This is a genomic window from Kitasatospora cinereorecta (assembly GCF_024172095.1).
GTDB classification, from domain to species: domain Bacteria; phylum Actinomycetota; class Actinomycetes; order Streptomycetales; family Streptomycetaceae; genus Kitasatospora; species Kitasatospora cinereorecta.
On the sequence record NZ_JAMZDX010000001.1, the window covers coordinates 1,464,037 to 1,483,177 of the forward strand.

The 19,141-nt window shown below is 69.5% G+C and carries 12 protein-coding genes, 3 rRNA genes and 1 pseudogene; 13 read left to right on the top strand and 3 right to left on the bottom strand.

Annotated elements, in window-relative coordinates:
- Window positions 1-38: 38 nt before the first annotated feature.
- From tyrS to FHR36_RS06520, 6 genes and pseudogenes are all read left to right on the top strand, one after another.
- Complete coding sequence (gene tyrS, locus FHR36_RS06495) at window positions 39-1,304, top strand: tyrosine--tRNA ligase (protein ID WP_253794526.1); 1,266 nt, start codon at window positions 39-41, stop codon at window positions 1,302-1,304.
- A gap of 581 nt (window positions 1,305-1,885) precedes the next feature.
- Window positions 1,886-3,402: ribosomal RNA gene (locus FHR36_RS06500) — 16S ribosomal RNA — on the top strand.
- A 258-nt stretch (window positions 3,403-3,660) separates the two neighbouring features.
- Window positions 3,661-6,766, top strand: a 23S ribosomal RNA gene (locus FHR36_RS06505).
- 108 nt (window positions 6,767-6,874) lie between these two features.
- Window positions 6,875-6,991 (top strand): 5S ribosomal RNA (gene rrf, locus FHR36_RS06510).
- Together the 16S, 23S and 5S rRNA genes form the textbook arrangement of a ribosomal RNA operon.
- A gap of 352 nt (window positions 6,992-7,343) precedes the next feature.
- A pseudogene (locus FHR36_RS40225) lies at window positions 7,344-8,099 on the top strand (hypothetical protein); the annotation flags it as partial.
- Between the two features lie 564 nt (window positions 8,100-8,663).
- Entirely contained in the window at window positions 8,664-9,473 is an 810-nt protein-coding gene (locus tag FHR36_RS06520) for a tetratricopeptide repeat protein (RefSeq protein WP_380232654.1), read from the top strand.
- A gap of 730 nt (window positions 9,474-10,203) precedes the next feature.
- Here FHR36_RS06520 and FHR36_RS06525 read toward each other — a convergent pair.
- Window positions 10,204-11,565: a DUF1015 family protein gene (locus FHR36_RS06525; protein WP_253794528.1), complete on the bottom strand. Its 1,362-nt coding sequence runs from the start codon at window positions 11,563-11,565 to the stop codon at window positions 10,204-10,206.
- 121 nt (window positions 11,566-11,686) lie between these two features.
- Between FHR36_RS06525 and FHR36_RS06530 the strand changes: the two genes are divergently transcribed.
- Together FHR36_RS06530 and FHR36_RS06535 are read left to right on the top strand one after the other, a co-directional pair.
- Window positions 11,687-12,277 carry a tetratricopeptide repeat protein gene (locus FHR36_RS06530; RefSeq protein ID WP_253794530.1) on the top strand — a complete coding sequence of 197 codons (591 nt, stop codon included), beginning with the start codon at window positions 11,687-11,689 and terminating at the stop codon, window positions 12,275-12,277.
- 19 nt (window positions 12,278-12,296) lie between these two features.
- Window positions 12,297-13,337, top strand: a complete 1,041-nt coding sequence (locus FHR36_RS06535; RefSeq protein ID WP_253794532.1) for an HAD-IIA family hydrolase — start codon at window positions 12,297-12,299, stop codon at window positions 13,335-13,337.
- A 43-nt stretch (window positions 13,338-13,380) separates the two neighbouring features.
- Here FHR36_RS06535 and FHR36_RS06540 read toward each other — a convergent pair whose 3' ends face one another.
- Window positions 13,381-13,728, bottom strand: a complete 348-nt coding sequence (locus tag FHR36_RS06540) for an SCP2 sterol-binding domain-containing protein (RefSeq protein ID WP_253794534.1) — start codon at window positions 13,726-13,728, stop codon at window positions 13,381-13,383.
- A gap of 217 nt (window positions 13,729-13,945) precedes the next feature.
- Here FHR36_RS06540 and FHR36_RS06545 point away from each other — a divergent pair, with 217 nt between their 5' ends.
- The 4 genes from FHR36_RS06545 (at window position 13,946) to FHR36_RS06560 (ending at window position 16,827) form a co-directional block, all read left to right on the top strand.
- Window positions 13,946-14,773: a hypothetical protein gene (locus tag FHR36_RS06545; protein ID WP_253794536.1), complete on the top strand. Its 828-nt coding sequence runs from the start codon at window positions 13,946-13,948 to the stop codon at window positions 14,771-14,773.
- Window positions 14,766-14,921, top strand: coding sequence for a hypothetical protein (locus tag FHR36_RS06550; protein WP_253794538.1), 156 nt, complete (start codon window positions 14,766-14,768; stop codon window positions 14,919-14,921). Before FHR36_RS06545 ends, FHR36_RS06550 begins: the two co-directional genes overlap by 8 nt.
- A gap of 28 nt (window positions 14,922-14,949) precedes the next feature.
- Window positions 14,950-15,756, top strand: coding sequence for a TlyA family RNA methyltransferase (locus FHR36_RS06555; protein ID WP_253794802.1), 807 nt, complete (start codon window positions 14,950-14,952; stop codon window positions 15,754-15,756).
- Between the two features lie 168 nt (window positions 15,757-15,924).
- Window positions 15,925-16,827 carry an NAD kinase gene (locus FHR36_RS06560; RefSeq protein WP_253794540.1) on the top strand — a complete coding sequence of 301 codons (903 nt, stop codon included), beginning with the start codon at window positions 15,925-15,927 and terminating at the stop codon, window positions 16,825-16,827.
- 44 nt (window positions 16,828-16,871) lie between these two features.
- Here FHR36_RS06560 and yczR read toward each other — a convergent pair whose 3' ends face one another.
- Window positions 16,872-18,362 carry a MocR-like transcription factor YczR gene (gene yczR, locus FHR36_RS06565; RefSeq protein WP_253794542.1) on the bottom strand — a complete coding sequence of 497 codons (1,491 nt, stop codon included), beginning with the start codon at window positions 18,360-18,362 and terminating at the stop codon, window positions 16,872-16,874.
- A 101-nt stretch (window positions 18,363-18,463) separates the two neighbouring features.
- Here yczR and yczE point away from each other — a divergent pair, with 101 nt between their 5' ends.
- A complete protein-coding gene (yczE, locus tag FHR36_RS06570; protein ID WP_253794544.1) occupies window positions 18,464-19,099 on the top strand; it encodes a membrane protein YczE in 636 nt (211 codons plus the stop codon).
- The last annotated feature ends 42 nt before the right edge of the window (window positions 19,100-19,141 follow it).

Below are 19,141 nucleotides of genomic sequence, written 5' to 3' on the forward strand. Positions count from 1 at the left end.
ACCGCGCCGGACAACCCGACCGAAGGAGAAGCGGGACCGTGACCGACATCGTCGACGAGCTGCGGTGGCGCGGGCTGATCGCCCTGTCCACCGACGAGGACGCACTGCGCAAGGCGTTCGCGGACGGCCCGGTCACGTTCTATTGCGGCTTCGACCCGACGGCGCCCAGCCTGCACCTCGGCAACCTGGTGCAGATCCTCACCATGAAGCGCCTGCAGCTGGCCGGAAACCTGCCGCTCGGCCTGGTCGGCGGCGCCACCGGCCTGATCGGCGACCCCAAGCCGACCGCCGAGCGCGTGCTCAACGACCCCGAGACCGTCGCCGCCTGGGTCGACCGCCTGCGCGGCCAGATCTCCCGGTTCCTCGACTTCGAGGGCGAGTACGCGGCCCGCATGGTCAACAACCTGGACTGGACGTCCGGCATGTCGGCGATCAGCCTGCTGCGCGACGTCGGCAAGTACTTCCGGGTCAACAACATGATCGCCAAGGAGGCGGTCGCCCGCCGGCTGAACTCCGACGCCGGCATCAGCTACACCGAGTTCAGCTACCAGATCCTCCAGGGCATGGACTTCCTGGAGCTCAACCGCCGCTACGGCTGCACCCTGCAGACCGGTGGCAGCGACCAGTGGGGCAACCTGACCGCCGGCACGGACCTGATCCGCAAGGCCGAGGGCAAGTCCGTGCACGCGCTCGCCACCCCGCTGATCGTCAAGGCGGACGGCACCAAGTTCGGCAAGACCGAGTCCGGCACCGTCTGGCTCGACCCGGAGCTCACCACCCCGTACGCCTTCTACCAGTTCTGGCTGAACGCGGACGACCGGGACGTCTCCAACTTCCTGCGGATCTTCTCCTTCCGTTCCCGCGAGGAGATCGAGGAGCTGGAGCGCGAGACCGCCGAGCGCCCCGCCGCCCGCCTCGCCCAGCGCGCGCTGGCCGAGGAGCTGACCACGATGGTCCACGGCGCCGAGCAGTACGAGCGCGCCGTCGCCGCCTCCAAGGCCCTGTTCGGCCAGGGCGACCTCGCCGACCTCGAGCCGGCCACCCTCGCGGCCGCACTCGCCGAGGTCCCCAAGGCGACCGTCGCCGAGCTGGCCCCGATCGTGGACCTGCTGGTCGAGGTCGGCCTCGCCCCCAGCCGCTCCGGCGCGCGCCGCACCATCAAGGAGGGCGGCGCGTACCTGAACAACACCAAGGTCACCGACGAGGAGGCCGCCCCGACCGCCGACGACCTGCTGCACGGCCGGTGGCTCGTGCTGCGCCGCGGAAAGCGGAACCTGGCGGCCGTCGAGGTCGTGTCGGCCTGATCCGACCGCGATGAGCCACTGTCAGGTGGCCTGAACCACACCGGAGTTGACCTGCGACTCCACCACCGAGGGGCCGGATCCAGCCAGATCCGGCCCCTCGTGTTTGACTCGATCACATCCGTGACCTAACGTAGTCCGAGTCGCCTGAACCGGTCGAGACCGGCAGGCGGAACCCCAAACCCTCGCCGAGCGATCAGTCGCGCGCCCATTCGAATTTCGATCGGGAAATGCGGACCGAATAACTCTGCTAGAGTCTGGGAGTGCCGAAAGGCAAAACAGTCGGAAGACTGAACGGCGAGTGAGAAAAGCGGAAACGCTGATCTGATAAGCTGGAAACACGAAAGAACGAAGCGCCCGGAGGGCCCGCTGGAAGGCGGTCCGAAGGAAGTGTCCGTTCCTTGAGAACTCAACAGCGTGCCAAAAGTCAACGCCAGATATGTTGACATCCCCGGCCTCAGATTTTCTGGGGTTGGAGATTCCTTTTGAAATAACACTAGCGAGGACGCAGTGCGCGGGGCCGCCCTATTCCGGTGGTTGCCGTGCCGCTCTTTCGCGGGTGTGGACCCGATTACGGGTTGACATTCACGGAGAGTTTGATCCTGGCTCAGGACGAACGCTGGCGGCGTGCTTAACACATGCAAGTCGAACGGTGAAGCCCTTCGGGGTGGATCAGTGGCGAACGGGTGAGTAACACGTGGGAAATCTGCCCTGCACTCTGGGACAAGCCTTGGAAACGAGGTCTAATACCGGATATGACCTTCCTCTGCATGGGGGTTGGTGGAAAGCTCCGGCGGTGCAGGATGATCCCGCGGCCTATCAGCTTGTTGGTGGGGTAATGGCCTACCAAGGCGACGACGGGTAGCCGGCCTGAGAGGGCGACCGGCCACACTGGGACTGAGACACGGCCCAGACTCCTACGGGAGGCAGCAGTGGGGAATATTGCACAATGGGCGAAAGCCTGATGCAGCGACGCCGCGTGAGGGATGACGGCCTTCGGGTTGTAAACCTCTTTCAGCAGGGAAGAAGCGCAAGTGACGGTACCTGCAGAAGAAGCACCGGCTAACTACGTGCCAGCAGCCGCGGTAATACGTAGGGTGCGAGCGTTGTCCGGAATTATTGGGCGTAAAGAGCTCGTAGGCGGCCTGTCGCGTCGGATGTGAAAGCCCGGGGCTTAACCCCGGGTCTGCATTCGATACGGGCAGGCTAGAGTGTGGTAGGGGAGATCGGAATTCCTGGTGTAGCGGTGAAATGCGCAGATATCAGGAGGAACACCGGTGGCGAAGGCGGATCTCTGGGCCATTACTGACGCTGAGGAGCGAAAGCGTGGGGAGCGAACAGGATTAGATACCCTGGTAGTCCACGCCGTAAACGTTGGGAACTAGGTGTTGGCGACATTCCACGTCGTCGGTGCCGCAGCTAACGCATTAAGTTCCCCGCCTGGGGAGTACGGCCGCAAGGCTAAAACTCAAAGGAATTGACGGGGGCCCGCACAAGCAGCGGAGCATGTGGCTTAATTCGACGCAACGCGAAGAACCTTACCAAGGCTTGACATACGCCGGAAACTGGTAGAGATATCAGCCCCCTTGTGGTCGGTGTACAGGTGGTGCATGGTTGTCGTCAGCTCGTGTCGTGAGATGTTGGGTTAAGTCCCGCAACGAGCGCAACCCTTGTTCTGTGTTGCCAGCGAGTAATGTCGGGGACTCACAGGAGACTGCCGGGGTCAACTCGGAGGAAGGTGGGGACGACGTCAAATCATCATGCCCCTTATGTCTTGGGCTGCACACGTGCTACAATGGTCGGTACAAAGGGCTGCGATGCCGCGAGGCGGAGCGAATCCCAAAAAGCCGGCCTCAGTTCGGATTGGGGTCTGCAACTCGACCCCATGAAGTTGGAGTTGCTAGTAATCGCAGATCAGCATGCTGCGGTGAATACGTTCCCGGGCCTTGTACACACCGCCCGTCACGTCACGAAAGTCGGTAACACCCGAAGCCGGTGGCCTAACCCGTAAGGGGAGGAGCCGTCGAAGGTGGGACCAGCGATTGGGACGAAGTCGTAACAAGGTAGCCGTACCGGAAGGTGCGGCTGGATCACCTCCTTTCTAAGGAGCACACGGCAGCTTCGGGCGAATGTCCCGGAGTGCTTGCTCATGGGTGGAACGTTGACTATTCGGCACACTCGAGGATGACCGCCAGTACTGCCCTTCGGGGCGTGGAACGCGGGATCGGATTCGGTTGTGTCGGGCACGTTGTTGGGCCCTGAGGGAACGGAAGTTGCCTCATGGAGTGCCGGTCCCATGCCTGTTCGGGTGGGTGTCTGGTCGTTGTTTGAGAACTGCACAGTGGACGCGAGCATCTGTGGCCAAGTTTTTAAGGGCGCACGGTGGATGCCTTGGCACCAGGAACCGATGAAGGACGTGGGAGGCCGCGATAGGCCCCGGGGAGCTGTCAACCGAGCTTTGATCCGGGGGTGTCCGAATGGGGAAACCCGGCAGTCGTCATGGGCTGTCACCCATACCTGAACACATAGGGTATGTGGAGGGAACGCGGGGAAGTGAAACATCTCAGTACCCGCAGGAAGAGAAAACAACCGTGATTCCGGGAGTAGTGGCGAGCGAAACCGGATGAGGCTAAACCGTCATGGTGTGAGACCCGGCAGGGGTTGCCGTGACGGGGTCGTGGGAGTGAGCTTGATCGGTCTGCCGGCCGGTCGGCGAGTCAGAAACCGTATGGATAGTCGAAGGACATGCGAAAGGTCCGGCGTAGAGGGTAAGACCCCCGTAGACGAAATCTGTACGGCTTGCTTGCTCATTTCCCAAGTAGCACGGGGCCCGAGAAATCCCGTGTGAATCTGGCGGGACCACCCGCTAAGCCTAAATATTCCCTGGTGACCGATAGCGGATAGTACCGTGAGGGAATGGTGAAAAGTACCGCGGGAGCGGAGTGAAATAGTACCTGAAACCGTGTGCCTACAAGCCGTGGGGGCAGTCTTCGGACTGTGACTGCGTGCCTTTTGAAGAATGAGCCTGCGAGTTTGCGGTGTGTAGCGAGGTTAACCCGTGTGGGGTAGCCGTAGCGAAAGCGAGTCCGAATAGGGCGTTTGAGTTGCATGCCCAAGACCCGAAGCGGAGTGATCTAGCCATGGGCAGGTTGAAGCGCGGGTAAGACCGCGTGGAGGACCGAACCCACCAGGGTTGAAAACCTGGGGGATGACCTGTGGTTAGGGGTGAAAGGCCAATCAAACTCCGTGATAGCTGGTTCTCCCCGAAATGCATTTAGGTGCAGCGTCGCGTGTTTCTTGCCGGAGGTAGAGCACTGGATAGGCGATGGGCCTCACCGGGTTACTGACCTTAGCCAAACTCCGAATGCCGGTAAGTGAGAGCGCGGCAGTGAGACTGTGGGGGATAAGCTCCATGGTCGAGAGGGAAACAGCCCAGAACACCGACTAAGGTCCCCAAGCGTGTGCTAAGTGGGAAAGGATGTGGAGTCGCAGAGACAACCAGGAGGTTGGCTTAGAAGCAGCCACCCTTGAAAGAGTGCGTAATAGCTCACTGGTCAAGTGATTCCGCGCCGACAATGTAGCGGGGCTCAAGCACATCACCGAAGTCGTGTCATTGCAGCAATAGGGCCAACGCCCGCTGTGATGGGTAGGGGAGCGTCGTGTGCCGGGTGAAGCAGCCGAGGAATCGAGTTGTGGACGGTTCACGAGTGAGAATGCAGGCATGAGTAGCGATACAAGAGTGGGAAACTCTTGCGCCGATTGACCAAGGGTTCCTGGGTCAAGCTGATCTGCCCAGGGTAAGTCGGGACCTAAGGCGAGGCCGACAGGCGTAGTCGATGGACAACGGGTTGATATTCCCGTACCCGCTTTGAAGCGCCAACGCTGAACCCTCTGATGCTAAGCCCGTGAAGCCGGCCCGGAGTCTTCGGACAAAGGGACGTGGTGGAGCCGGTGACCCAACGGGGTATTAGGTGAGCGATGGGGTGACGCAGGAAGGTAGTCCAGCCCGGGCGGTGGTAGTCCCGGGGTAAGGGTGTAGGCCGTGAGGTAGGCAAATCCGCCTCACATCAAGGCTGAGACCTGATGCCGAGCCGATTGTGGTGAAGTGGATGATCCTATGCTGTCGAGAAAAGCCTCTAGCGAGTTTCATGGCGGCCCGTACCCCAAACCGACTCAGGTGGTCAGGTAGAGAATACCGAGGCGTTCGGGTGAACTGTGGTTAAGGAACTCGGCAAAATGCCCCCGTAACTTCGGGAGAAGGGGGGCCATTGCTGGTGACGGGACTTGCTCCCCGAGCTGGTGGTGGCCGCAGAGACCAGCGAGAAGCGACTGTTTACTAAAAACACAGGTCCGTGCGAAGCCGTAAGGCGATGTATACGGACTGACGCCTGCCCGGTGCTGGAACGTTAAGGGGACCGGTTAGTCACGATTCGTCGTGGCGAAGCTGAGAACTTAAGCGCCAGTAAACGGCGGTGGTAACTATAACCATCCTAAGGTAGCGAAATTCCTTGTCGGGTAAGTTCCGACCTGCACGAATGGCGTAACGACTTCTCGACTGTCTCAACCACAGGCCCGGTGAAATTGCATTACGAGTAAAGATGCTCGTTTCGCGCAGCAGGACGGAAAGACCCCGGGACCTTTACTATAGCTTGATATTGGTGTTCGGTTCGGCTTGTGTAGGATAGGTGGGAGACTGTGAAGCGGCAACGCCAGTTGTCGTGGAGTCGACGTTGAAATACCACTCTGGTCGTGCTGGATGTCTAACCTGGGTCCGTGATCCGGATCAGGGACAGTGTCTGGTGGGTAGTTTAACTGGGGCGGTTGCCTCCTAAAGAGTAACGGAGGCGCCCAAAGGTTCCCTCAGCCTGGTTGGCAATCAGGTGTTGAGTGTAAGTGCACAAGGGAGCTTGACTGTGAGACTGACGGGTCGAGCAGGTACGAAAGTAGGGACTAGTGATCCGGCGGTGGCTTGTGGAAGCGCCGTCGCTCAACGGATAAAAGGTACCCCGGGGATAACAGGCTGATCTTCCCCAAGAGTCCATATCGACGGGATGGTTTGGCACCTCGATGTCGGCTCGTCGCATCCTGGGGCTGGAGTAGGTCCCAAGGGTTGGGCTGTTCGCCCATTAAAGCGGTACGCGAGCTGGGTTTAGAACGTCGTGAGACAGTTCGGTCCCTATCCGCTGTGCGCGTAGGAGTGTTGAGAAGGGCTGTCCCTAGTACGAGAGGACCGGGACGGACGAACCTCTGGTGTGCCAGTTGTTCTGCCAAGGGCATGGCTGGTTGGCTACGTTCGGGAGGGATAACCGCTGAAAGCATCTAAGCGGGAAGCCTGCTTCGAGATGAGCACTCCCACCTCCTTGAGAGGGTAAGGCTCCCAGTAGACGACTGGGTTGATAGGCCGGATATGGAAGCCTCGTGAGGGGTGGAGTTGACCGGTACTAATAGGCCGAGGGCTTGTCCTCAGACGCTCGCGTTCACTGTGTGGTTCCCGGGTAGCGAACAGCTATCGCCGGCGAACAAAGCTAGCACTTGTCAACTGAAAAGTGTGTTCGCTGAATACCCGATAGGGTTTCGGTGGTCATAGCATGAGGGAAACGCCCGGTTACATTCCGAACCCGGAAGCTAAGCCTCATAGCGCCGATGGTACTGCAGGGGGGACCCTGTGGGAGAGTAGGACGCCGCCGAACAATTCTTCAAAAAGGCCGAGGCCCCAGCGATTCGCTGGGGCCTCGGCCTTTTTGCGTTGTAAAACACGAGCACGACAGCCGCCGGCCCAGCCGGTACCGGAACCGCACGCGGGGCCGGACCGGAGGGGATGGCGGACAATGGAGTGGTGTGGGTGCGCGGCCTGGTGGCCGGCGCCCGGGACGCGCTGGTGCCGACCGACGGCAGCCGGCGCCAGAGCTTGAAGTACGCAGTACGCAGACAGGAGTCACCAGCATGTCGAACCCGCCCCAGGACCGCCCCGAGCGTCGATCGGACGGCGGCCGCGGTTACGAGCCCCGCTCGCGTGGGGGCTGGTCCAACGACCGCGGCCCGCGCCGGGACGACCGCGGTGAGGGTGGCGGCTACCGCCGCGACGACCGTGGCGGCGAGCGCGGCGGAGACCGCGGTGGCGACCGCGGTGGTTTCCGTCGGGACGACCGTCCGTCCGGTGGTTACGGTCGTGACCGTGACGACCGTGGTGGCGACCGCGGCGGTTTCCGCCGTGACGACCGCCCCTCCGGTGGTTTCCGTCGCGATGACCGTCCGTCCGGTGGCTACGGCCGTGACCGTGACGACCGTGGTGGCGACCGCGGCGGTTTCCGCCGTGACGACCGCCCCTCCGGTGGTTTCCGTCGCGACGACCGTCCCTCGGGCGGCTTCGGCCGTGACCGTGATGACCGTCCGCGTCGTGACGACCGTCCGTCGGGTGGTTTCCGTCGGGACGACCGTCCGTCCGGTGGCTTCGGCCGTGACCGTGATGACCGTCCGCGTCGTGACGACCGTCCGTCGGGTGGTTTCCGTCGGGACGACCGTCCGTCCGGTGGCTTCGGCCGTGACCGTGATGACCGTCCGCGTCGTGACGACCGTCCGTCCGGTGGTTTCCGTCGCGATGACCGTCCGTCCGGCGGCTTCGGCCGTGACCGTGATGACCGTCCGCGTCGTGACGACCGTCCGTCGGGTGGTTTCCGTCGGGACGACCGTCCGTCCGGTGGCTTCGGCCGCGACCGTGACGACCGTCCGTCCGGTGGTTTCCGTCGCGATGACCGTCCCTCGGGCGGTTACGGCCGTGACCGTGATGACCGTCCGCGTCGTGACGACCGTCCGTCCGGTGGTTTCCGTCGGGACGACCGTCCCTCGGGCGGTTACGGCCGTGACCGTGATGACCGTCCGCGTCGTGACGACCGTCCGTCGGGTGGTTTCCGTCGGGACGACCGTCCGTCCGGTGGTTACGGCCGTGACCGTGACGACCGCCCCTCCGGTGGCTTCCGTCGGGACGACCGTCCGTCCGGTGGTTACGGTCGTGACCGCGACGAGCGTCCCTCGGGTGGCTACGGCCGTGACCGTGATGACCGTCCGCGTCGTGACGACCGTCCGTCGGGTGGTTTCCGTCGGGACGACCGCCCCTCGGGCGGCTACGGCCGTGACCGTGACGACCGTGGTGGCGACCGCGGCGGCTTCCGCCGTGACGACCGGGGTGGCCGCTCGTACGGCGGCGACCGCGGTGGCGACCGGGGTGGCCGGTACGAGGGCCGTCGGGACGACCGTGGCGGCGAGCGCGGCGGGTTCCGTCGCGACCAGGACGAGCGTCGTCACGAGCCGGTCAAGCGGCTGCCGATCCCGGACGACGTTACGGGCTTCGAGATCGACGCGGACGTGCGTCAGGACCTGAAGAGCCTGCCGAAGACGCTGGCCGAGGACGTGGCGCGCAACCTGGTGATGGTCGCGCGGCTGCTGGACAGCGAGCCGGAGGAGGCGTACCAGTACTCCCGCGTCGCGCTGCGGCTGGCGTCGCGCGTGGCGAGCGTGCGTGAGGCGGCGGGCTTCGCCTCGTACATGACCCAGCGCTACTCGGAGGCGCTGACCGAGTTCCGTGCTGCCCGCCGGATGACGGGTCGCGCGGACCTGTGGCCGGTGATGGCGGACTGCGAGCGCGGTCTGGGCCGTCCGGAGCGGGCGCTGGCGATGGCCGGCGAGCCTGAGGTGAAGCAGCTGGACAAGGCGGGCCAGGTCGAGATGCGCCTGGTCGCGGCCGGTGCGCGCGCCGACATGGAGCAGTTCGAGGCTGCTGTGGTCACCCTGCAGAGCCCGGAGCTGGCGTCGAGCGCGATCCACCCGTGGACCGCTCGTCTGCGGTACGCCTACGCGGATGCGCTGATCGCGGCCGGCCGTGGCGACGAGGCGCGTGACTGGTTCGCCAAGGCCGCGGAGGCCGACACCGACGGGACCACCAACGCCTCGGAGCGGCTGGCCGAGATCGACGGTGTGGAGTTCGTGGACGCGCTCGCCGAGGACGAGGAGGAGGCCGTGGAGGCCGAGTCCGCGCCGGCGCGGGTGATCGCCAAGGACGAGATCGGCGACGACCGCATGATCTTCGAGGACGAGGAAGACGTCGAGGAGTACTACGACGAGGACGACGTCGAGATCGACGAGGACTACCCCGAGGACGAGCGTCCGAAGGGCTGAGTGCGTCGGCTCGGCCGCTGACGGCTGAGTCATCGTCCGTGGTCACGGCCCCTGTGCGGATTCGCACGGGGGCCGTTCGCGTTCCGGTCAGTGCCGGTGGGCCTCACCCGTGGCGCGGAAGTGGGTGCACAAACGGTTGACAGAACCGTGTCGTTTGGCGGGGTGTCGGCGTTGGGTCGGCGTGAGTGTGCGAGCTGGCGTGCCGGATCCGAGGCGGAGACCGGCCGAAGAAACGATTCTGTCGCTCCCGGACGAGTGCCGGGACGCGCCGATCTTCGCGGAACTGGCACGGGCGTGGCGCTCGGCCGGGCGTGCGGTGCCGGGCCAACCGGATCCGGTGTGGACCATGGTGGCCGGCCGGGCCGGGCGGTACCGGACCACGGGGTTCGGCCGACCGCACGGCGGGCCGCTGCCCCCGGGCTGTTCCGGGGAACCGGCGCGGGCGAAACCGCTGGACGAGCCGCCCGGGGAGGAAGGTGCGGAGCTGTCGGCGTCCCCGGCGGCCACCCCGGCCCTGTCCCCACGCGATGCCGGGACGGCTGACGAGCCACCCACCGAGCCGTCTGCCGACGGTGCCGAATCGTCCGACGAGCCGTCCGACGAGCCGTCCGACGAGCCGTCCGACGAGCCGTCCGACGAGACGCATGCCGAGGGTCCGTCCGGGCCGGACGACGCCGGACCGCCGGTGGACTGACGCCGGACCGACGTCAGGTACCGGCCGCGCAGCCGGTCAGCCGAGTTCGAGGGAGCGCAGCACCAGGCCGGTGGCCGGCTTGGGCCCGAAGGACGTCGACTTGCGCGGCATGGTGACGCCCTGCTCGGCGAGGCGGCGGACCACCCGTTCCTCGACCGGGTGGAGCAGGACGGCGGTGCCGCCGGTGCGGGCGGCCTCGCGTTCGGCGGCTTCGGCGGAGTGCAGGTAGCCGATGTCGTCGGGCCCGTCCGGGATGCGCCAGGTGTGGTCGAGCAGGGTCTCGTGCAGCACGGTGGCGTCCAGGTGGCGCCATTCCTCGGGCCGGTCGGTGCGGACGGTGGCGGCGAGCAGGGCCTCGTCCGGGTCGCTGAGCAGCTGGTAGCCGCCGTCCCCGGCGGTGAGCAGGAAGGCGTTGCCGCCCTGCTTGGCGTCGGCGAGGGCCTGCAGCGCGTTGGCGAGCGGTCCGGGGACGTCCTTGACCTGCCAGTGCTCGCCGAGGGCGGCGACGGCGCGGTCGATCGGCAGCCGGTAGAGCACGCGGTGGATGGCGCGCACCTGCAGTGGGTAGCGGGCGGTGTCGACCAGCAGGACCAGGCCGCGGTCCCAGGGGCTGCGGGGGAGGTGCCGGTGCTCGCGCTGGAGCCGCAGGTACATCTCCCAGCGGTGGTGGCCGTCGGCGATGAGGGCGCGGCAGCGGGCCAGGTCGCGGGTGACCTCGGCGAGGTCGGCGGGGTCGGTGACGGCCCACAGCCGGTGGTCGGTGCCGTCGCTGGTGCTGGTGGCCAGCAGCGGTGCGCGGCGCACGGTGCGTTCGATGACGCCGGCGGCGCCGCCGTTGCCGCGGTAGGTGAGCAGCAGCGGTTCGAGGTTGGCGCGGGTGGTGCGCATCAGGCCGACCCGGTCGGCGACGGGGCGGGGCATGACGTCCTCGTGGGGGAGGACGACGCCGGCCTCGCGTCCGCTGACGGCGAGGGCGCCGATCAGTCCGCGCTGGAGGAGTTCGGGGCCGTCGCCGTGGACGCGCTGCTCGTAGACGTACAGGGCGGGGAGCGGGTCGGCGGCGAGGACGCCTTCGCGCTGCCAGGCGGAGAGCAGCCGGGCGGCGTGGCGGTAGCGGGTGTCGCGGTCGGGGCGGTCGCCGGCGTCCTCGGGTTCGGGGCGCGGCAGGATGAGCCGGACGATGTTGTGCGGGTCGGCGGTCTCCAGGTCGAGCCGCCGGTTGGGGTCGACGACGTCGTACGGCGGGGAGGTGACCGCGGCGAGCGTTCCAACCCGGTCGGGGACGTAGCGCAGGCCCCGGAACGGGGAGAGGGACAGCCCGGCGGTCGCGACGTGCCCGGGGTCTCCGGGGCCGCCCGCCGAGGGCTCTGGGCCGGTGTCGGCACTCTGTGAGCTCATCTTGGGCATGTTAGTCGGGTAGTCCTTGTTGGGAGATCACTGTGCGACGAGGAGATCACTGTGCGCGCGGCCGGGGCGGTCGGCACGGCTGCGGGCGCCGGGACCGGGAGCGAGGGACGACATGACCGGTGGACAGGAGCACCCGAACGGCAACAGCGCGGAGGGCGCGCCGGACATTCCCGGCGCGGGGGCGACCGGAGCGGGGACGGCCGGTGCGGCGCTGCCCGCGGCGGGGGTGCCGGAGGGCAGTGTGTACGACTGGTTCCGCCGCGGGGTGCGGCTGCTGGAGCAGCGGCATCCGGCGGCGGCGGTGCAGTTGCTGACGCGGGCGGCGGAGGCGGAGCCGGGGTCGCGGTCGATCCGCGAGGCGCTGGCCCGGGCGCAGTTCGACGCGGGGTCGTACGCGTTGGCGCTGGAGAACTTCCGGGCGGTGGCGCAGGCGGATCCGTCGGACGACTACGCTCAGTTCGGCTGGGGCATCGCCGCGGCGCGGCTGGGTGACTTCGAGGCTTCGGCGAAGCACCTGTCGCTGGCGGTGGCGATGAGACCGGACAACGCGGACTACCGGGCGGCGTTGCGGCAGACCAGAGCGACGCTGGCGGCGCGGGCGGGTGCGTTCGGGCCGCTGTTGCCGGGTGCGCCGGGGTACCTGGCGCCGCCGCCGGAGGGCGTCGAGGGCGACGCGGGCCGGGGCGCGCCGGAACGAGACTGAGGACTGAGGTAGAGCAGGCATGACGCAGACCACCGCCGGACCGGACCGCACCTTCCCCGGGGGGTGCGACCGGCCGCTGACCGAGGCGTACGACACCGCGCTGCTGGACCTGGACGGGGTGGTGTACGCGGGGCCGGACGCGATCGGGTTCGCGGTGGAGTCGCTGGCCGCGGCCCGGGAGGCGGGGATGCGGCTGGCGTACGTCACCAACAACGCGTCGCGTCCGCCCGCGGTGGTGGCGGCGCATCTGACCGAGCTGGGCGTGCCGGCCGAGCCGGCGGACGTGATCAACTCGGCGCAGGCGGCGGCCCGGCTGGTGTCGGAGCGGGTGCCGGCCGGCTCGAAGGTGCTGGTGGTGGGCGGCGCGGGCCTGGAGGAGGCGCTGGTCGAGCGCGGGCTGGTGCCGGTGCGTTCGCTGGAGGACGGTCCGGCGGCGGTGGTGCAGGGCTACGACCCGACGGTGGGCTGGAAGGACCTGGCCGAGGCGTCGTACGCGGTGGGCCGGGGGCTGCCGTGGGTGGCGTCCAACACCGACATGTCGATTCCGACGGCGCGGGGCATCGCGCCGGGCAACGGGACGCTGGTGGCGGCTGTGCGGGCGGCGACCGGAGTGGAGCCGGAGGTGGCGGGCAAGCCGCTGCCGCCGATGCACCGGGAGACGGTGATCCGTACCGGTGCCCGGCGGCCGCTGGTGGTCGGCGACCGGCTGGACACCGACATCGAGGGTGCTCACAACGGTGGCGTGGACAGCCTGTTGGTGTTCACCGGGGTGACCACGCCGGTGATGCTGCTGGCCGCCCCGGCGCAGCACCGGCCGACGTACCTGGCGGCGGACCTGCGCGGGCTGCTGACCGGGCAGCCGGAGGTGGCCGCGGTGGGCGGTGGTGCGTACCGCTGCGGCGGCTGGACGGCGTCGGTGGTGGACGGCGCGCTGCACCTGGAGGGTGCGGGTGACCGGTACGACGGGCTGCGGGCGCTGTGCGGGGCCGCCTGGACGGCGATGGACGCGGGCGCCGGCGCCCCGGACGGGCACAAGGCGCTGGCCGAGCTGGCCCTCTGAGCGGGGCCGTGCGGGCCGGGGCGGCTGTCGGAGCGGGGTGCCGCTAGAGCAGGGTGCGCAGGCGCAGCAGGTCGCGGAAGCCGGCTTCGAGGCGGACCCGGCCGCCGGCCCAGGCGGAGGCGAAGTTGAGCCGGCCGCCGACCATGGCGACGAGGTCGTCGCCGGTCATGGCGAGGCGGATGTCGGCCTTGGCGGCGGGCGGTCCGGGGGTCTCGGTGACGTCGGTGATCCGGCCGTCGCGCAGGCGGCCGGCGAAGGTCAGGCCGAGGTCGGTGAGGTGGCAGGTCAGCGACCGGTCGAGGGCGGCGGCCTTCCGGACGTCGCCCTGGGAGCCGGCCAGGTTGCGGCTGAGCTGTTCCAGTGCCTCGCGGCACTCCTCGATGCTGGCCATCGCTGTCCTGCTCCCGTTCGGTGGTGGTCGGTCCACGGTACGGCCTGTCCGGCCCTTGCCGTCGGGGCGGGCGCCCGGGTCTGTCAGGACGGACGTGCGCGGAGCGCCGTACAGCGTTTGCCCGAGGTGTGCGGCGGGGCGGCCGGGGGAGGGGGTAGCGTCGTCACGGGGAGTCCGGGCGGCCGTCCCGGGCGGCGCCCCGCGAGGAGGCATGCGGATGCTGCGGGATGCGGTACGGGGCGTGGTGGTGGTCGCCGCCGAGTTCGCCGAGGAGGCGGGTCGGCGGGTGCTGGGTGCGGCCGAGGGGCTGCTGCAGCGCGGTGGCGTCGACGTGGCGGCGGTGGAGGCGCGTCTCGGCGGGCAGTTCCCGCCGTCGGCGGAGCAGCTGCGGCTGGTGGTGACCGAGGCGGTGACGGCCGGCCGGGCCGGTGTCGACCTGGTCACCGGGGTGGCGCGCAGCGAGGCGGAGCAGCTGTTCGAGAGGGTCGGCGACCAGGTGATGAAGGTGGGCGTGGTGCTCAGCTTCCTGGAGTCGAAGCTGCGCGAGGTGCACGAGGACGAGCAGCCGCCGGCGTCGAAGCCGGAGGGCCGGGCGGGCGGGCTGTTCGAGGCGGGCTGGGAGTCGGCCGAGCCGGCGACGGGGTGGGCCGAGCCGGACGCGGAGTGGGCGTTCGTACCGGAGGAGCCGTTCGAGCCGGAGGGGTTCGCCGGGTCGGCGGACTTCACCGCGCTGGGTGACGCGGCGGGCGAGGCCCCGGCGAAGAAGTCCCCGGCGAAGCGCGCGGCGAAGTCCACCGCGGCGAAGAAGACGGCCGCGAAGAAGACGACCGCGAAGAAGACGGCGGCGGAGAAGCCGGAGGCGAAGAAGGCCTCTGCCGGGAAGACGACGGCGAAGCGGACGACGGCCAAGCGGACGGTCGCGCGGCAGAGCGCCGCGGGCGCCGCCCCGGCGGCCGGCCGGAAGGCGGCGGCGAAGAAGACCGTCGTCCGCAAGAGCACGGGCGGGGCCGGGCGGGCCGCGCGGAGGAAGGACGCCGATGACTGAGCCGGAGCCCACCGGCCATCCCGGGGTCGACGACGCGCTGGCCCGGCTGGCGGAGCTGGACGGGGTGGACACCGAGGCGAGGGTTGCGGTGTACGAAGATGTTCACCGGCGGCTCACCGAGTCCCTGGCCGCCCTCGACAGCGAGTGATCCGTAGGAGCTGAGTTCCCCAGTGGCAGTGGCACGACGCCGTCTCGACGCGGAGCTGGTACGCCGCAAGCTGGCCCGTTCGCGCGAGCACGCGAGCGAGTTGATCGCGGCGGGCCGGGTGACGGTCGGCGGTACCACGGCGACCAAGCCGGCGACCCAGGTGGAGACGTCGGCCGCGGTGGTGGTGGCGAAGGACGACAGCGACCCCGAGTACGTGTCGCGCGGCGGCCACAAGCTGGCCGGGGCGTTCGCCGCCTTCGTGCCGCAGGGGCTGCAGGTGGCGGGTCGGCGGGCGCTGGACGCGGGCGCGTCGACCGGCGGGTTCACCGACGTGCTGCTGCGCGCGGGCGCGGCGCACGTGCTGGCGGTGGACGTGGGCTACGGCCAGCTGGCGTGGTCGCTGCAGAGCGACGAGCGGGTCACCGTGATGGACCGCACCAATGTGCGCGAGCTGACCCTGGAGTCGATCGGCGGGACGCCGGTGGACCTGGTGGTGGGCGACCTGTCGTTCATCTCGCTGGGCCTGGTGCTGCCGGCGCTGGCGGGCTGCTGCGCGGCCGACGCGGACCTGGTGATGATGGTCAAGCCGCAGTTCGAGATCGGCAAGGAGCGCCTGGGCAGCGGCGGTGTGGTGCGCAGCCCGGAGCTGCGGGCCGAGACCATCCGGCAGGTGGCGGACCAGGCGTGGGCGCTGGGCCTCGGGGTGCGCGCGGTGACGGCGAGCCCGCTGCCCGGGCCGTCCGGCAATGTCGAGTACTTCCTGTGGCTGCGCCGGGACGCGGACCGGCTGGATCCCGCCGACGCGGACCGGGCGGTGGCCGAGGGGCCGCGCTGAGTCGGTCTTCGCGTCCGTTTTTTCGCATGGCCCGGTGCGGCTCCGCGACTGCCGGAGTCGGCCGGGAAGGACTTAGGGTACTTGGCAGACGTCCGACCGGCGCGCAGACTGGCGGCCGCGACCGGGCCGAGGGCGACCCGGCAGGCGTAGGGAGAGGGCAGCGGGCTGATGGGTGACGTTCGTACGGTCTTTCTGATCGCGCACACCGGGCGGGAAGCGGCACTGCGGAGTGTCGAGGGCCTGGTGCACGGCCTGTTGAAGGCCGGGATCAGAATCCGTCTGCTGGCCGCGGAGGCGGTCGGGCTCGACCTGCCGGACGGCGTCGAGCTGGTGGCGGGCGGACACGGCGCGGCGGACGGCTGCGAGCTGATCCTGGTCGCGGGCGGGGACGGCACGCTGCTGCGCGGGGCCGAGCTGGCCCGCGAGTCGGGGCTGCCGATGCTGGGCATCAACCTGGGCCGGGTGGGCTTCCTCGCGGAGGCGGAGCGGGACGACCTGGCGGTGGTGGTCGAGCGGGTGGTCGGCGGCGCGTACGAGGTCGAGGAGCGGATGACCATCGACGTCCTGGTGCGGACCAACGGCGACGTGGTGCACGAGGACTGGGCGCTGAACGAGGCGTCGGTGGAGAAGGCCTCGCGCGAGCGGATGCTGGAGGTGGTCACCGAGGTGGACGGCCGTCCGGTGTCGAACTTCGGCTGTGACGGGGTGGTGCTGTCCACCCCGACCGGGTCGACGGCGTACGCGTTCTCCGGCGGCGGGCCGGTGGTGTGGCCGGAGGTGGAGGCGCTGCTGATGGTGCCGATCAGTGCGCACGCGCTGTTCGCGCGGCCGCTGGTGACCTCGCCGGACTCGGTGCTGGCGGTGGAGGTGCAGCCGAAGACGCCGCACGGCGTGCTGTGGTGCGACGGGCGCCGGTCGGTCGAACTCCCGGCCGGCGCACGGGTGGAGGTGCGCCGCGGCAAGACGCCGGTGCGCCTGGCCCGGCTGCACCGGGCGCCGTTCACGGACCGGCTGGTGGCCAAGTTCGCGCTGCCGGTGACGGGTTGGCGCGGCCGGACGGGCGAGCACTGAGCCCGGCCCGGACGGAGAGCGACGGCTGAGGGGCCGAGGGGGCGTCAGACGGCCAGCGGCGGAGTGTCGTCGAGGGCGGGCCAGCGGTCGGTGCCGGCGAGTTCGGCGGCGGCCGCCAGCCGGCCCACGGCGTCCTCCGCGGCGCCGGCGGGGACGGTGAGCGGGATCCGCAGGTGGTGCTCGAACGCGCCGTCCACGCCGAACCGGGAGCCGGCTGCCAGCCGTACGCCGGTGCGCTCGCCGGCCCGGGCCAGGGCGCTGCCGGACAGTCCGTCGGTGGCGACCCACAGGGCGAGGCCGCCCGGCGGCATGGTGAACCGCCAGCCGGGCAGCTGCCGGTGGAGTTCGGCGGCCAGCGCACGGGCGCTCTCGGCGAGCCGGTCGTGCTGGTGGGCGCGGACCTCCGGCAGGTGGTCGGTCAGCAGCACGGCGGCGATCAGCTGGTCGAGGACCGGGGTGCCGATGTCGCTGAAGGCCCGGTCGGCGGCCAGCTGCCGGACCAGGGTCGGGGCGGCGCGCAGCCAGCCGATCCGCAGGCCGCCCCAGAGCAGCTTGGCGGCCGAGCCGACGGTGACGACGCGGGCGGAGCGGTCGAGGGCGGCGACGGGCCGGGGGAGGTCGGCCTCGGGGGTGGCCCAGCCGAGTTCGGCGGGGGTCTCGTCGACCAGCAGGACGGTGCCGGCGGCCCGGGCGTGGGCGAGCAGGGCGCGGCGCTGCTCCTCGTCGATCAACGCGCCGGTGGGGTTGTGGAAGTCGGGGATGGTGTAGGCGAGCCGGGGTGCGGCGCCGCGCAGCACCCGCTGCCACTCGTCCAGGTCCCAGCGGGGCCGCTCGGGGTCGGCCATCGGGACGGGGACCAGCCGGGCGCCGCCCAGTTGCAGGGACTGGAGGGTGTGGGCGTAGCTGGGCGCCTCGACGGCGACCCGGTCGCCGCGGGCCAGCAGGGCCCGCTGGGCGAGGTGCAGGGCGCCCATCGCGCCGGTGGTGATCAGGACCTGGTCGGGGGTGGTGGGCAGTCCGCGCTCGGTGTAGCGGCGGGCGACGGCCTCGCGCAGCAGCGGCACGCCGGTGGGGTAGTTGCCGTGCCCGGCGGCGTACGCGGGGAGCAGCTCAAGCGCGGCGGCGGCCGCCTGGCCGAGGTAGGGCTGTGGTGCGGGCAGGGCGGCGACGCCGAGGTCGACGACCCGGTCGCCCTGGTCCGGCGGGACGGGGTGCAGGGCGTCGCCGGGCGGGCTGGTGCCCTCGGGGAGGGCGGTCCAGCTGCCGGCGCCGCGGCGGCTGCGCAGGTAGCCCTCGGCGCGCAGCGCCTCGTACGCGGTGGCCACCGTGGTGCGGCTGAGGCCGAGGCCGGCGGCGAGTTCGCGTTCGGCGGGCATCCGGGCGCCGACCGCGAGCCGGCCCTCGGCGACCAGGGCGCGGACCTGGTCGGCGAGGGTGCGGTAGGCGGGCCGGCGGCCGGGCGCCTGGGGCAGCCGGGTGGAGGCCAGCAGGCGGGCCAGTGCGGGGGGAGTCACGGTGCTGTGCCACTCGGCCATCGGAATCAGTCCACTTGCCTGGAATTGGACCTGGAGCAGGTCCGATTGGACTGCCCATGATGGCTCCGGATCGTGCACCGCAGCAAGTGAGGAGACCACTGATGGCCACCACCGCCCTGACCGCCCCGCGCGGCGACGCGCTCGGACGACGGCTCTGCCAACTGGCGGTGGGCCTGTGGCTGTACGGGTCGAGCATCGCGCTGATGCTGCGGGCCTCGCTGGGCGGCAGTCCGTGGGACGTGTTCCACCAGGGCCTGTCCCGCCACCTGGGGATGGGCGTCGGGGTGTGGGTGACCGTGGTCGGCGCGCTGGTGCTGCTGCTGTGGATCCCGCTGCGGCAGCGGCCGGGCGTCGGCACGGTGGCCAACGTGCTGGTGCTGGGCGTGGCCCTGGACACCACGCTCTCCCTGGTGCCGCCGCAGCACGCGCTGGCCCTCCGGGTGCCGCTGCTGGCGGCCGGCGTCCTGCTGAACGGGCTGGCCAGTGGCCTCTACATCGGCGCCCGGCTCGGCCCGGGCCCGCGCGACGGGCTGATGACCGGCCTGCACCGGCGCACCGGCCGCTCGATCCGGCTGATCCGGACGCTGATCGAGCTCACCGTGTTGACGGCGGGCGTCGTGCTCGGCGGCACCGTCGGCGTCGGCACGGTCGCCTACGCACTGGCGATCGGACCGCTGGTGCAGTTCTTCCTGCGCTGGTGCACGGTGCCGGGCGGCCCGGGCTCGGACGGGCACTGACGACGCTGCCCGCAGGGGTGAATCTGCCGCCCGGGACCGCCG

Bases quoted from the DNA above. Each gene is read 5' to 3' on its own strand.
- FHR36_RS06525 (WP_253794528.1), bottom strand. From the start codon at position 11,565: ATGAGCTCACAGAGTGCCGACACCGGCCCAGAGCCCTCGGCGGGCGGC.
- FHR36_RS06550 (WP_253794538.1), top strand. From the start codon at position 14,766: ATGACTGAGCCGGAGCCCACCGGCCATCCCGGGGTCGACGACGCGCTG.
- FHR36_RS06545 (WP_253794536.1), top strand. From the start codon at position 13,946: ATGCTGCGGGATGCGGTACGGGGCGTGGTGGTGGTCGCCGCCGAGTTC.
- FHR36_RS06535 (WP_253794532.1), top strand. From the start codon at position 12,297: ATGACGCAGACCACCGCCGGACCGGACCGCACCTTCCCCGGGGGGTGC.
- yczE (WP_253794544.1), top strand. From the start codon at position 18,464: ATGGCCACCACCGCCCTGACCGCCCCGCGCGGCGACGCGCTCGGACGA.
- FHR36_RS06560 (WP_253794540.1), top strand. From the start codon at position 15,925: ATGGGTGACGTTCGTACGGTCTTTCTGATCGCGCACACCGGGCGGGAA.
- FHR36_RS06530 (WP_253794530.1), top strand. From the start codon at position 11,687: ATGACCGGTGGACAGGAGCACCCGAACGGCAACAGCGCGGAGGGCGCG.
- yczR (WP_253794542.1), bottom strand. From the start codon at position 18,362: ATGGCCGAGTGGCACAGCACCGTGACTCCCCCCGCACTGGCCCGCCTG.
- FHR36_RS06540 (WP_253794534.1), bottom strand. From the start codon at position 13,728: ATGGCCAGCATCGAGGAGTGCCGCGAGGCACTGGAACAGCTCAGCCGC.